The 14,055-nt window shown below is 71.2% G+C and carries 10 protein-coding genes and 1 pseudogene; 1 reads left to right on the forward strand and 10 read right to left on the reverse strand.

The features are described from left to right. Positions 1–2,178 (forward strand): NACHT domain-containing protein (locus AADR41_RS37885; protein WP_342286682.1); only part of this gene is annotated, 2,178 nt, incomplete at its 5' end. Positions 2,179–2,247: 69 nt separating this feature from the next. Here AADR41_RS37885 and AADR41_RS37890 read toward each other — a convergent pair. The 10 genes and pseudogenes from AADR41_RS37890 to AADR41_RS37935 all read right to left on the reverse strand — a co-directional run bounded on the left by AADR41_RS37890 (position 2,248) and on the right by AADR41_RS37935 (position 13,834). Next, positions 2,248–2,802: a GNAT family N-acetyltransferase gene (locus AADR41_RS37890; protein ID WP_342286706.1), complete on the reverse strand. Its 555-nt coding sequence runs from the start codon at positions 2,800–2,802 to the stop codon at positions 2,248–2,250. Then, on the reverse strand, positions 2,802–5,021 hold the full coding sequence (locus tag AADR41_RS37895; RefSeq protein WP_342286684.1) for an MMPL family transporter: 2,220 nt from the start codon (positions 5,019–5,021) through the stop codon (positions 2,802–2,804). Before AADR41_RS37895 ends, AADR41_RS37890 begins: the two co-directional genes overlap by 1 nt. Before the next feature lie 182 nt (positions 5,022–5,203). Next, a complete protein-coding gene (locus AADR41_RS37900; protein WP_342286685.1) occupies positions 5,204–6,694 on the reverse strand; it encodes a hypothetical protein in 1,491 nt (496 codons plus the stop codon). A gap of 63 nt (positions 6,695–6,757) precedes the next feature. After that, on the reverse strand, positions 6,758–8,884 hold the full coding sequence (locus AADR41_RS37905; protein ID WP_342286687.1) for a phosphocholine-specific phospholipase C: 2,127 nt from the start codon (positions 8,882–8,884) through the stop codon (positions 6,758–6,760). A gap of 205 nt (positions 8,885–9,089) precedes the next feature. Then, positions 9,090–10,579 (reverse strand): annotated as a pseudogene (gatB, locus tag AADR41_RS37910) (Asp-tRNA(Asn)/Glu-tRNA(Gln) amidotransferase subunit GatB). A 72-nt stretch (positions 10,580–10,651) separates the two neighbouring features. Further along, the gene (locus AADR41_RS37915) at positions 10,652–10,891 is read right to left on the reverse strand and encodes a hypothetical protein (RefSeq protein WP_342286689.1); all 240 of its coding nucleotides are present in this window, start codon (positions 10,889–10,891) and stop codon (positions 10,652–10,654) included. After that, a complete protein-coding gene (gene gatA, locus AADR41_RS37920; protein ID WP_342286691.1) occupies positions 10,888–12,390 on the reverse strand; it encodes an Asp-tRNA(Asn)/Glu-tRNA(Gln) amidotransferase subunit GatA in 1,503 nt (500 codons plus the stop codon). The genes AADR41_RS37915 and gatA overlap by 4 nt, the downstream gene beginning before the upstream one ends. A gap of 5 nt (positions 12,391–12,395) precedes the next feature. After that, the gene (gene gatC / locus AADR41_RS37925; protein WP_003966094.1) at positions 12,396–12,692 is read right to left on the reverse strand and encodes an Asp-tRNA(Asn)/Glu-tRNA(Gln) amidotransferase subunit GatC; all 297 of its coding nucleotides are present in this window, start codon (positions 12,690–12,692) and stop codon (positions 12,396–12,398) included. Between the two features lie 265 nt (positions 12,693–12,957). Beyond that, positions 12,958–13,449: a cupin domain-containing protein gene (locus tag AADR41_RS37930; RefSeq protein WP_342286702.1), complete on the reverse strand. Its 492-nt coding sequence runs from the start codon at positions 13,447–13,449 to the stop codon at positions 12,958–12,960. Between the two features lie 16 nt (positions 13,450–13,465). Then, on the reverse strand, positions 13,466–13,834 hold the full coding sequence (locus AADR41_RS37935; protein ID WP_342286704.1) for a DUF4267 domain-containing protein: 369 nt from the start codon (positions 13,832–13,834) through the stop codon (positions 13,466–13,468). Positions 13,835–14,055 lie beyond the last annotated feature (221 nt).

Raw genomic sequence — 14,055 nt, forward strand, 5'->3', positions numbered from 1 at the left:
GATCCGAATTCCGGGCCCACCCCCGCTCCCCCGTCGATTCCCGCGCAGAATTACCGGCCGAAGGCGGACGGACCCCGTCCTGCGCACCCGATCTCCAGTGAACTCGCAGCTGCCGCGACGGAATTGGCGAAGGAGATCCGGCGTCGCTGGCAGCGCGAGGAGGAACACCGCCGGGTCCACGACCCCTTTCCGCTTCCCGTGCGCTGGCGGGACGCCCCGGCATCCCTGACCGACCATTCGGAGAACATCCAGCGCCTGCCGCCCGGTGCGGCTTCGCGGGAAATGGACCTGAGCGGCGATCTGGGCAGCGTGGCCGAGGTCTACCGGCGGGTTCTGTCCGGGCGGCTGGTGGTGCTGGGCCGGGCCGGATCCGGCAAGTCGATCCTGACGATCAGATTCGTCCTGGACCAGTTGGAGGCCCGGGAGCCGCACGACCGGGTGCCGGTGATCTTCAGCCTCGGGTCCTGGGATCCCACGGCCATCGCGTTACGGGACTGGCTGATCGACCTCCTGGTCCGCGACCATCCCCACCTCACCCGCAGGGCCCCCGGCGGGTCGACGCTGGCCGCCGCGCTGGTCGACGCCGATCTCGTACTGCCGGTCCTGGACGGCTTCGACGAGATCGCGGAAGGTCTGCGGAGCACCGCGCTGGAGACACTGAACGCCACCTCGCTGCCGCTCGTCCTGACCAGCCGGCGCGGCGAGTTCGCCGAGGCGGTCGAGGAGACCCGCACCCCGCTGGTGTGGGCCGCCGGGCTGGAACTCACCGACCTCACCCTCGACGACCTCGACGACTACCTGCCCCGGACGGCCCGCCCGGTCCCCCGCGGCGACAGCGGGAGCGAGGCGGTCTGGAGCCCCGTCCTGGCGCGGCTGTCCACCGCGGAGAGCGGCGCGGACACCCCCCTGGCCAGGGTTCTGAGCACCCCGCTCATGATCATCCTGGCGCGGACGATGTACAGCGAGACACCCGGCAGGGATCCGGCCGAGCTGCTGGACACCGAGCGGTTCCCCGACGAGAACTCCCTGGAGGAACACCTGCTGGCCGGCTTCGTACCGACCGTCTACCGCCGCCGGGTCGCCGAGCGGAGCGCCGTGGGCGGCCCGGAGCGGCACCGGGATCCGGAGCGCGCCGAGCACTGGCTCGGCTATCTCGCCCACCATCTGGCCCGGCTCGACCGCGACCAGCAGGACCTCGCCTGGTGGCGGATCGGCGATTCGCTGCGGCTGTCCACGCGTCTGCTGTCGGTGGTGGTGGCCTCGGCACTCTGCGTCGCCTTCGCCCAGTGGTTCGTCAATCTGGTCAATCTGCCGTTCCCCATCGGCGAGGCCCTTCTGCTGGGCGGTTCGCTGGGGGCCGCCGCGGGCCTCGCCTTCGGGTCCGTCCACGCGATCCTGGCCCGGTTCGGCACCGCGGCCTTCGAACCGGCCCATGTGCGGCTGCGGCTGCGGCTGCCCGGTGCGGGCACCGGGATCGGCCGCAGACCGGTCCGCACGTTCATCGCCCGGTTCGGTGCCGTTCTGCCGGGCGGATTCGTGATGGGCGTCGGGTGCGCGTCCGCCCTCGCCCTCCAGCGCTGGCTGTACTACGGGGTTCCGCTCGCGAACGAACTGGTGATCAAGGGCACGCTGATCAACATGCTGGTCCTCGGGCTGATCTTCGGGGCGGGTGCCGGGCTCGTCTTCGGGCTCATGGCCGCGTTCGAAGCGCCGCTGGACGTCACATCGGCGGCCACCCCGGTCGGCCTGCTGGCCTCGAACCGCGCGACGGTGGCCCGGCAGATCCTCGTCCTGGTGCCGATGCTCACCCTCGCGATCACGCTGGGCGGATTCCTGATCACCGATCTGCTCCAGGGGCTGCTGGGAACGCTGGTCTGGCGGCTGCCGGACGGGCTGGCCATCGGCGGCGTCGGCGGGCTCGGCGGCGCGTGCTCGTACGCGCTCTCGTTCACCGCCTGGGGGCGGTGGCTGGTCCTGTCGCGGGTCTGGCTGCCGCTGACCGGCAAGCTGCCCTGGGACACGGTGGCCTTCCTGGACGACGCGTACCGCCGGGGCGTCCTTCGCCAGACCGGCGCGGTGTACCAGTTCCGCCACATCCGCCTCCAGCACCACCTCGCCCGCTCGTACCGCGAGCACCAGAGCAAGTACGCACCGGCCCGGTTCGGTCCCGGCGTGTAGGGGGCCGGTCCCGGGACTCCCGGCGTGCAGGGGGGCCGGTCCCGGGACTCCCGGGGTGCAGTGGCCGGCTCAGGACTCCTGCGCCGGCCACTCCCGGGCCAGCACCGACCAGATCTCCGAGTCGTGCCGCTCGCCGCGGTACAGGTAGTTCTCGCGCAGCACCCCGTCGCGCGTCATGCCCAGCCGCTCGGCCACGGCGATGCTGGCGGTGTTCGCGGCGGAGGCGTCCCACTCCACCCGGTGCATGCCGCGCTCCCGGAACGCCCAGTCGATCAGTCTGCGGGCCGCCCGGGTGATCAGCCCGCGCCCCTCGCCCGCCGGCTCCAGCCAGCAGCCGAGCTCGCAGTTCCCCGACTCCGCGTCGAAGATCCGGAACATGACACCGCCGACGAGCGTGCCGTCGAGCCAGATGCCGTAGATCCGCCCGGTGTCCGCCGCCTGCTTCTCCGCGTACCGCCGCAGCAGTTCCCGCGCCGAGTCGAGGTCGGTGGCGAAGGAGGCGAAGGGGATCCACGGATCGACGAGCGCGCGGGCCCGGTCCATGTGGTCGAGGAACTCCTGCGCCTGCCAGATCTCCAGCGGACGCAGTTCCGCTCCGTCGTCACCCAGGGATATCGCGAACATCATGCTCCTTCTCGGACCGCTTCCACCAACTGCGCGGGCTGCGCCGCCTGCGGGATCTTCGCATGCGGCAGACCCTGCTCGGGCGGCTCGATGCTGATCCGCGGCAGCAGCCGGTCCAGCCGGCGCGGCAGCCACCAGTTCGCCCCGCCGAGCAGATGCATCAGCGCGGGGACCAGCAGCGTACGCAGGACGAAGGCGTCCAGCAGGACGGCCGCGGCGAGCGCGATGCCGAACATCGCGATGACCCGGTCCCCGCTGAGGACAAACGCCAGGAAGACCGCAATCATGATCACGGCCGCGGAGTTGATCACCCGCCCGGTCTCGGCGAGGCCCACCCGGACGGCCCGCCGGTTGTCACGGGTCTCCAGCCACTCCTCGTACATCCGCCCCACCAGGAACACCTGGTAGTCCATGGACAGCCCGAAGAGCACCGACACCATGATCACCGGCAGGAACGGTTCGATGGGCCCCGCACTGCCCAGGCCCAGCAGCTCGCTCCCCCAGCCCCACTGGAAGATCGCGACGACGACCCCGAACGAGGAGGCGACGGCGGCCACGTTCATCACCGCGGCCTTCAGCGGAATGCCGATCGACCGGAAGGCCAGCAGCAGGAGCAGACAGCCGAGCCCTATGACCACGCCGACGAAGAGCGGGAGCTTGCCGATGATGACCCGGGCGAAGTCGTCGTAGCCTGCGGTCACTCCGCCTACGTGGGCCCGGAGCGAGTTGTTCTCCTCGGCCTTCGGCAGCACGTCGGTGCGCAGCCGGTCGACGAGCTCACTGGTCTCCTGGGACTGCGGTGACGACTTCGGGACCACGGTGACGAAGGCCGTGTCACCGCTGTTGTCGTACGTGACCGGGCCGACCGAGGCCACGCCCTCGGTGGACCGCAGTGTGGCGGGCAGGCCGTCCATCGCGAGCCGGTCGTCCGCGCCGTCCAGCTGCGCGGCGATGGTCAGGGGCCCGTTGACGCCGGGGCCGAATCCGTCGGCCAGCAGGTCGTACGCCTGCCGGGTGGTCGACGAGGCGGGGTTGCTGCCCTGGTCGGAGGTGCCCAGGTGCAGGGAGAAGGTGGGCAGCGCGAGGACCAGCATCACCACGGCGGCGCACACCCCGAGCAGCTTGGGGTGGCGTTCGACGAAGGCGGACCAGCGGGCGGCGAAGCCCGTGGGCAGTTCGGGCTGCGGGCCGTGCTCGGCGAGCTGTCGGCGCTCGCGCCGGCTCAGCGCCCGCATCCCGATGAGGGACAGCAGGGCGGGGAGCAGGGTGACGGAGGCGGCCACGGTCAGGACGACGGTGAGCGAGGCGGCGATGGCCACGCCGTTGAGGAACCCGAGCCGCAGGATCAGCATGCCGAGCAGCGCGATGCAGACGGTGGCCCCGGCGAAGACCACGGCGCGGCCGGTCGTCGCGACGGCGTTCTGCGCCGCCTCGGCGACCGACAGGCCTCTGCGCAGCCCTCTGCGGTGTCTGGTGACGATGAACAGCGCGTAGTCGATGCCGACGCCGAGCCCGATCAGCATGCCCAGCATGGGGGCGAAGTCGGCGACGTTCATCACATGGCCGAGCAGCACGGTGCCCGCGTACGCGGTGCCGACGGAGACCAGCGCGGTGGCGATGGGCAGCATGCTGGCGGCGAGCGAGCCGAAGGCGAGGAAGAGGACCACCGCCGCGACGACGACCCCGATGGCCTCGCTGAGGTGGGCGGAGGGTGCCTCGGTGAGCGCGACCGCCGGGCCGCCCAGCTCCACCTGGAGATGGTCGGCGGCGGCCGCCTTCGCGGTGTCGACGACGGCCCTGGCCTGTTGGGCCGGGATCTCCTCGACCTGCTGGTCGAAGGTGACCGTGGCGTAGGCGGTGTGTCCGTCGGCGCTGATCTGCCCGGCGCCGGAGGCCCCGTACGGGCCGGTGACCGCGCCGACCCCGGGCAGTTCCTCGACCGCGTGCAGGGTCCGGGTCATCGTCTGCCGGACGTCGTCGGCCCGCACGGTGGAGTCGGAGGTGTGCCAGACGATGGTGTCGGTGTCGCCGCCGAGATCCGTGAAGCCGGACCGCAGGAGCTCGGCGGCCCGGCCGGACTCCGTGCCGGGCACCTCGTAGTCGTTGGTGTACGCGGAGCCCGCGAAGCCGGCCGCGGTGGCGGCGCCACCGAGGGTGAGCAGCCAGATGAGGACGGCGACGAGACGGTGCCTGATGCACCAGCGGGCAATGGCAGCCAACGGACGTGCTCCCTGCTGGTTCGTGGTCCTTGGGCAGCACAACACATGAATCAGCCGCAGAGAACGCATGACCTGAGAACCGCCACTCTGGCAGCCGAAGGTGATCCTTTGTCCCTTTCGTGGCCTTACTCACAATGGCCGGAGAAATGACCGTGCCCGTGCCGCGACGGCCTCCGGCCGCCTCACCCGGCCAGTCGTTCCTCCTCCGCCTCCAGCTCTTCCTCGAACTGCTCCTCGATCTCTGCGATGCCCTTCGTCACGACCTCCGCGAGATGGACGGGGCAGGTCAGAACCTCGCCGCTGAAGCCCTGGCCGGAGTCCTGGCCGGGGGCGGGGCCTGCGTCCGGGGCGTAGAGGTGGGCGATGCGTGCCATGCGGTCGGACGAGCGCTCATGGCGGGGCGCATGACCGTCCGCGTGGTCGCACGCGCCGCCGGGCAGGGTGGTGGCAGCGGTACGGAGGATGCCGAGGATCTCGCGGGCGATTCCGTACGACAGCTCCAGGGAATCGGCCGCCGCGCCCATCAGGAGCAGCAGGACGGCCCGGTCGGGCGCGGGTCCGTCCGGGCCGATCAGCTCGTACCGCCGGGCCGCCCAGAGCGCCGCCTCCTCGGAGGCCGTCTCGTCCTCGAACGGGACGTGCCGCTCGCTCAGCGGCCCGATGTCGAGCCGTCCGTCGGGGCGCAGGTACACCTGGTCCAGATGTGCCGTCTCGCGGGTGCCGAAGAGCCGGTCGACCGCCTCGCGCAGATGATCGCGGGCCTCGACGGCGAGGGCGCGCAGGAAGGTGGTGCACGTCCATGCCTCCAGTGAGGCGCCGTATCCGTCCGCGTGCTCCTCGCGCAGCACGGCCCGGCCGCCGGGGCTCTGCAGGTGGATGCCCTCGGAGGCCTGCTCGGCGCTGCCGGAGCGCAGTGCCGGGTGCTCGCCGTCCTCGTGCGCGCAGGCCTCGTCCGGCAGTCGCGGCAGTACGGACTCCAGGCCCTCGATCATGTCGTCGAGCAGTGACCGCTGTCTGATCCGGCCCGACCCCGCGTACCAGCAGTTCGCATGGGCGACGACGACATAGCCGGCGAGAGCGGCCCGGGAGAGGTCGCCGGGCGTTCCGGCGTGGATGTCCAGGTCCCAGAACGGATCACCGTTCGGATAGTCGTTGAGCACACTGTCCAGGCTGCGGATGTACCTCTGGTGGCTCTCGGGGACGATCTCGGGGATGCCGTCCGTGCTGCCCGGCAGGATCACATCGGCGGCCGTCCGCGCCCATCCGGCGGCATTGCGGGGGCATGCCTCGGCCGCGTCCCACTCGTCGAACGGAATCTCGACGTCCGTCGCGTCGAGCAGCCCGTCCACGTCCGTGTCCCACTCCTCCAGGCTGTCGGTGTACGGATGGGTCTCGTGCCCGCACCCGCCGGCCCGGAGGACCTGCTCGTCCATGGCCTCGGCGGCGGCGCCGAGCGCGTCCACCACGGCCCGCTCGACGGCTGCGCCGCGTCGCCCGAGGACGTACTGCGCCATGTTCACCAGCCCGAAGACCAGCAGGACGGCCTGCTCGCCGTCCGGTTCGGCGGCGAGCAGGCGGGCGCACTCCAGGACGACGGGGTCCGCCTCCTCGGGGGCGGCGCCCGCCGTCACTGCGTCCCATTTCTCGATCAGTTCGTTCATGATCAAGGACACGCGGGCCGCGCCATGGCGGTTCCGGCGGGGCGCCGCACCGTCGGGCGGGATGCCGGCGGCCCGTCAGCCCGAGACGCTCGCCCGGCCGTTCTCGATGTGCCCCATCAGCCTGCGCCGGAACGCGTCGTCCCCGTCGACGGTGACGTCCAGGTCGTACCAGCCGTGCGCGTCGGCCGCCGAGTGGACCACCGTGCGGCTGCGACCCGGCTTGACCTTGATGGTCCGGGTCCAGTCCCGCAGGTCCGCCTCGTCGACGTAGCCGAGCGGCCGCACCGTGAAGGTGAGCGTGGTCCGGCCGGTGTTGCGGAGCGTGAGGTGCAGGTCGCGCTCGTGGGCGTCGACCCGCGAGGCGACCTCGGCCCCGGCCGAGGCGCCGCCCTTCACGGGCCCGGCGAACTCCCGGCGGAAGCCGTTCGGCCCCGTCACCGTGAACCGGTAGGCCTCGCCGGTGACGGGCACCGTCCACTGCGCGGTGCGCTTCACGTCCCGGTGCTGCGGTACGGGGAACTCACCCGCGTACGGGTACAGCGCGAAGTGCGCCGACGAGCGCCCCGTGTTGCTGAGGGCCACCCGCACCGCGCCGTTCACCACCTTCGCCTGCGCGTCCGGCTGGTACGGCAGCGCGCGGGCCGGACGGGCGCCGGGCTCCTGCACCGGCATCTGCTGCACGGCCGGCGGCTTCGGCGACCAGCGGCCGCTGAACGGCGGGATGGCGCCCGGCTGTTCCACCTCGGGCCGGCGGCGGGTGCGCGAGAAGTCGAAGGCGGAGGTCAGGTCGCCGGTGACGGTGCGCCGCCAGTCGCTGATGTTCGGTTCCTCCACCCCGGTCCAGCGCTCCAGGAAGCGGACCACGGAGGTGTGGTCGAAGACCTCGGAGCAGACGTAGCCGCCGATGGTCCACGGCGACACCACGAGCATCGGGACCCGCATGCCGAGACCGGTGGGCTTGCCCTCCCACTGCTCCTCGGTCACCTCGGACGGGGCGACGGGCGGCGGCACGTGGTCGAAGAAGCCGTCGTTCTCGTCGTAGTTGATGAAGACCGCGGTGTGCCGCCACACGTCGGGGTGCTTGCCCAGCGCGTCCAGGACCTTGTAGACGATCGTCGCGCTGTGGATCGGCGAGGAGACGCTCGGGTGCTCGGAATCGACGGCGGAGGGCACCAGGTACGAGACCTCCGGCAGGGTGCCCGCCGCGACGTCCTTGGCGAACTCGTCGGCCAGCGTCCCCGTCTCCACCCGGCGCAACGCCCGCTCGAACAAGCTGCGTTCGGTCTTGTCGAGGGTGGCGACACCCTCCTCCAGCAGACCGAACAGCCGCTCCCGCTCCGTGGCGTCGGCGTCCCGCACCGCGGCGTAGAACGACTCCATGAAGGTGTGGCCGCCGGTCTTCGCCAGCGCCTTGCGGGCCACCGCCTTGAAGGTGGCGAAGAACTCGATCTGGTTGTCGGTGAAGTTCTCCCACTCGGTGTACGTGCGCCAGCTGCGCCCGGCCTTCTCCAGCCGCTCCGCGTACGTGCCCCAGTCGTAGCCGGGGTGGGTGCCCTCGTCGTACGCGTCGTTGCCGACGGCCCGCCTGCCGTTCGGTTCGTTGCCCGTCTTCCCGCTCCACAGGTGGTTGCGGTTGGGGCTGGTCGAGGAGTGGATGGAGGAGTGGTAGGCGTCGCAGACCGTGAAGGTGTCGGCCAGTTCGTAGTGCAGCGGGATGTCGCGGCGGTCGTAGTACGCCATGGTGGCGGCCGTCTTCGCGCTCACCCAGCCGTTCATCCACCCGCCGGCCCACGCCTTGCCGCCACCGCTCCAGGAGTGGTCGAGCGCGCCGATGTACTGGAGGTCCTTCTTCTGCGTCTCGGCGGCGTCGCGCACCGGGAACGGCAGCACGGAGGAGCCGAGCGCCGCGGGCTGCTCGAAGACCGGCTTGCCCGAGGGCAGTTCGACGGCGTTGCGGTCACCGAAGCCGCGTACGCCCCGGAGCGTCCCGAAGTAGTGGTCGAAGGAACGGTTCTCCTGCATCAGGATCACCACGTGCTTGATGGCGCCGAGCCCGTCCCGGCCACCGGACCCCGCCGAGTGTGCCGGCTGCGCGGCGATCGCGGCCTGCAGCGAAGGCGGCAGCAGCGACCCCGCCGCCGCGGCGCCGAGTGCACCGCCGCCCAGCGCGAAGAGCCGTCGCCGTGAAATGTCCGTGGTCAAGTGAGCCTCCCGAGTCCTGTCGTACAGCCGGGAAGCTAATCAAGCCAAGTGGCGCGCGGAAGGATTCCGTACGGCTCGGTGGTGAACGTCCAACAGGTCGTGCGGGAAAGTCCAAGGGGCGGCGCACCCGGCTCACGGGTGCGCCGCCCCTCGGGGAACGTGCCTGCGCAGAGGGGTCGGCCCTCGACGCCGGACGTCTCCGGGATCAGCCCTCGACGCCGAGCTTCTCCAGGATCAGCTCGCGCACCCGGGCCGCGTCCGCCTGGCCGCGGGTGGCCTTCATGACCGCGCCGACGAGCGCGCCCGCCGCCGCGACCTTGCCGCCGCGGATCTTGTCCGCGATGGCCGCGTTGGCCGCGATGGCCTCGTCGACCGCGGTGGACAGCGCGCCCTCGTCGGAGACGACCTTCAGGCCGCGCTTCTCGACGACGGCGTCCGGGTCGCCCTCGCCCGCGAGGACGCCCTCGATGACCTGGCGGGCCAGCTTGTCGTTGAGGTCGCCCGAGGTGACGAGCTCGGCCACCCTGGCGACCTGCACCGGGGTGATCGGCAGCTCGTCGAGGCCGCGGCCGGTCTCGTTGGCGTTACGGGCCAGCTCGCCCATCCACCACTTGCGGGCCTGGTCCGAGGGGGCGCCCGCGTCGGTCGTGGCGACGATCAGGTCGACCGCGCCCGCGTTGAGGATGGACTGCATGTCGTGCTCGGAGACGCCCCACTCCTCCTTGAGCCGCGCCCGGCGCAGCCGGGGCAGCTCGGGGAGGCCCTTGCGCAGCTCCTCGACCCACTCGCGGGCCGGGGCGACCGGCACCAGGTCCGGCTCGGGGAAGTAGCGGTAGTCCTCGGCGTTGTCCTTGATGCGGCCGGCCGTGGTGGAGCCGTCCTCCTCGTGGAAGTGCCGGGTCTCCTGCACGATCGTGCCGCCGGAGGACAGCACGGCCGCGTGGCGCTGGATCTCGAACCGGGCGGCCCGCTCGACGGAACGCAGCGAGTTCACGTTCTTCGTCTCGGAGCGGGTACCGAAGGTCTCGGTGCCGTTGGGGCGCAGCGACAGGTTGACGTCGCAGCGCATCTGGCCCATCTCCATGCGGGCCTCCGAGACGCCGAGCGCCTTGATGAGCTCGCGGAGCTCGGCGACGTACGCCTTGGCGACCTCGGGGGGGGGGGGGGGGGGGGGGGGGGGGGGCGGGGGGGGGGGGGGGGGGCGCCCGCCCCCTCGATCGGCTTGGTGACGATCTCGATGAGCGGGATGCCGGCCCGGTTGTAGTCGAGCAGGGAGTGGGACGCGCCGTGGATACGGCCGGTGGCTCCGCCGACGTGGGTCGACTTGCCGGTGTCCTCCTCCATGTGGGCGCGCTCGATCTGCACCCGGAAGATCTCCCCGTCCTCCAGCTGGACGTCCAGATAGCCGTCGAAGGCGATCGGCTCGTCGTACTGGGAGGTCTGGAAGTTCTTCGGCATGTCCGGATAGAAGTAGTTCTTCCGGGCGAAGCGGCACCACTCGGCGATCTCGCAGTTCAGCGCGAGGCCGATCTTGATGGCGGACTCGACGCCGATCTCGTTGACGACCGGCAGGGCGCCGGGCAGGCCGAGGCAGACCGGGCAGGTCTGGGAGTTGGCGTCCTGCTTGAGCTCGGTGGAGCAGCCGCAGAACATCTTGGTCTTGGTGCCGAGCTCGACATGGACCTCCAGGCCCATGACGGGGTCGTAGGACGCGAGCGCGTCCTCGTACGACACCAGGTCGGTGACAGTCACGGTGAAACTTCCCTCTCAGCCCAGCAGTACGTCGTCGTCGCCGAGGCGCTTGAGTTCGCGCAGCAGCAGGGCGACACCGGTGGCGATGGCGGCGGCGGAGACAACGGCGTCGATCAGTCGGAGCGTGTCGTGCTCATGGCGTGCCTTCTTGGCCTGCTTGAGCACGCTGACGGCCCCGAAGGCGGTGGTGCCGATGGACAGGTACGTGCCGGTCTTGGACTTCTTGAAGCCCTTGGCCTTGGTCAGTGCACTCACAACGACGGAGCCTCCTCCAGCAGCGGGTGACCCCACTTTTCCACGAAGGCGGCCTCGACGGCGGCTCCGACCTTGTAGAGACGGTCGTCCTTCATGGCGGGGGCGATGATCTGCAGCCCGACCGGCAGGCCGTCCTCGGGCGCCAGGCCGCAGGGCAGCGACATGGCGGAGTTGCCCGCGAGGTTGGTCGGGATGGTGCACAGGTCCGCGAGGTACATCGCCATCGGGTCGTCGGCGCGCTCGCCGATCGGGAAGGCGGTGGTGGGCGTCGTCGGGGAGACGATGACGTCCACCTGCTCGAAGGCCTTCTCGAAGTCCTGCGTGATGAGGGTGCGGACCTTCTGCGCCGAGCCGTAGTACGCGTCGTAGTAGCCGGAGCTGAGGGCGTACGTACCGAGGATGACGCGGCGCTTGACCTCGTCGCCGAAGCCGGCCTCGCGGGTGAGCGCGGTGACGTCCTCGGCGGAGCGCGTGCCGTCGTCGCCGACGCGCAGCCCGTAGCGCATGGCGTCGAAGCGGGCCAGGTTGGAGGAGCACTCGGACGGCGCGATCAGGTAGTACGCGGAGAGCGCCAGGTCGAAGGACGGGCAGTCCAGCTCGACGACGGTGGCGCCGAGCGACTTGAGCAGCTCGACCGACTCGTTGAAGCGCTGGACGACACCGGCCTGGTAGCCCTCACCGGCGAACTGCTTCACGACACCGACGCGCATGCCCTCGACGCTGCCGTTGCGCGCGGCCTCGACGACCGGCGGGACCGGGGCGTCGATGGACGTGGAGTCCATCGGGTCGTGACCGCCGATGACCTCGTGCAGCAGTGCCGCGTCCAGGACGGTACGGGCACAGGGCCCGCCCTGGTCCAGGGAGCTGGAGAAGGCCACCATGCCGTAGCGGGAGACGCCGCCGTAGGTGGGCTTGACGCCGACGGTCCCGGTGACGGCGGCGGGCTGGCGGATGGAGCCGCCGGTGTCCGTGCCGATGGCGAGCGGGGCCTCGTACGAGGCGAGCGCGGCGGACGAGCCGCCGCCGGAGCCGCCGGGGATGCGGGTGAGGTCCCACGGGTTGCCGGTCGGGCCGTAGGCGCTGTTCTCGGTGGAGGACCCCATGGCGAACTCGTCCATGTTGGTCTTGCCGAGGATGACGACGTCGGCGGCCTTCAGCTTCCGGGTGAGGGTCGCGTCGTACGGCGGGATCCAGCCTTCGAGGATCTTGGAGCCGACGGTGGTCGGCATGTCCTGCGTGGTGAAGATGTCCTTCAGCGCGAGCGGGACACCGGCCAGCGGGCCGAGCTTCTCGCCGGCCGCCTTCTTGGCGTCGACGGCGCGGGCCTGCGCGAGCGCGCCCTCGCGGTCGACGTGCAGGAAGGCGTGGACCTTCTCGTCGACCGCGTCGATCCTGGCCAGGTGGGCCTCGGTGACCTCGACGGCCGTGAGCTCGCCGGAAGCGATCTTCGCGGCGATCTCGGCTGCGGTGAGCCTGATGATGATGCTGTGGTCCGTCATGGTTGTTAGTCCTCCCCCAGGATCTGCGGCACCTTGAAACGCTGCTGCTCCTGGGCCGGGGCGCCGGAGAGCGCCTGCGCGGGGGTGAGCGACGGACGGACCTCGTCCGCGCGCATGACGTTGGTCAGCGGCAGCGGGTGGGAGGTCGGCGGTACGTCTTGGTCGGCGACCTCGGAGACGCGGGCGACCGCGCCGATGATGTCGTCGAGCTGACCGGCGAAGTGATCGAGCTCTTCGCCCTTCAGCTCCAGACGCGCCAGCCGGGCGAGGTGGGCGACCTCCTCGCGCGTGATGCCAGGCATGCAGCGATCCTCAGGGGTTGGTGTGGTTTTGGCCGGGCCGGAGGCACATTTCCGCCGTCCGTCCGAAGGACGGGCCGCGCGGCGTCCGGTGCGTGCGATCGCAAAGCGCCGGAGCGCCCTCGTGGCGGGGGCCACGTGGGCGATTCGGCAACGCGGCGAGCGTGCGAGCCAGGCGTCGCGCGGCAGGTGGAAATGTGCCGCCGGCCCCCCAATCCTATGGGGCCCGGAGGCATGGCCCCTAAACGGTTTCCCCCGGAGGGTCTCCTCAGTGCCTTTTCTCCCAGACCGGGCTGCTCAGGAAGTGGTTGTCGTAGCGCTCCTGCACCTCCAGGAGCGACTCGGGGCTCAGCTCGCCCAGCGCGATGCGCTGCAGGTGGCGGAAGTACTCGAAGCGTTCCACGCCGGGCGTGATGACGATGAGCAGATCGGTGTCGCAGCCGGGGGCGGCGGCGAACGCGTGGGGCATGCGCGGCGGCACCACGACGAGGTCGCCCTGCCCGGCCGTGACGACCTCCTCCCCCGCCAGGAACTCGGCGGCGCCGTCGAGCACGTAGAACATCTCGGCGCTGCGCTCGTGGTGGTGCGGGGTGGCACCGGCGGCGCCGGCGGCGAGCGTGACGCGCTGCGTGGACAGGGCGCCGCCGGTCGCGCTGCTGTCGGCGAGCAGCCGCACGGTGGTGGGCGCGCGGCCGATCACTTCGGCGTCGGCGGAACGGACGACGACGGCCTCGTCGAACTCGGGAACGATCAGCGACATTTCGGCTCCTCGGTTCTCAGACGGCGAACAGCAGGCCGGCACTGACGAGCACCACGACGGCGGTCGCGAAGTGGATGCCGTACGCGACCGCCTTCGTCCCGCCGTGGCGCAGCACTATGAGCGTGTCGCCGAGCGGCGCCAACGCCACGAGCAGCATGAACCACGCCTCGGCCCGCGCGCCGACGAACGCGAGAAGCGCCAGGCCGACCAGGCCGAAGGTGAGGTCCCTGAGCCCCTTGACCGTGAGGTACGCGCGATCCCCGTCCTCCTTGGCGGCGACGCCGTATCCGGCGGCGGCGGGCAGGGGCTGGAGCAGGAAGCGGGCTCCGATGAACACGACGAACAGGTCGAGCACCACGGCGAGCGTGTACGCGGCGACGGTCATGGCAGGACTCCTGGCTTCTGCCGGCTTCACACCGGCCGAGTTCATGGGGCGGCTTCACGAACCACCGTTGCTAGCGCCGCTAGCAACGAGAGCGAAGGTAGCAGAATCGTCGACAGAATTGCTAGCACTGACAGAACTTCTGGCACAACCATTCGGACGCGCCGGGAGCGGAAGCGCGCGGAGCGCGGGCGGGCGGAGCGCGGGCGGGCGGAGCGCGGGCG

This window comes from Streptomyces sp. CLV115, from assembly GCF_038448545.1.
GTDB classification, from domain to species: domain Bacteria; phylum Actinomycetota; class Actinomycetes; order Streptomycetales; family Streptomycetaceae; genus Streptomyces; species Streptomyces sanglieri.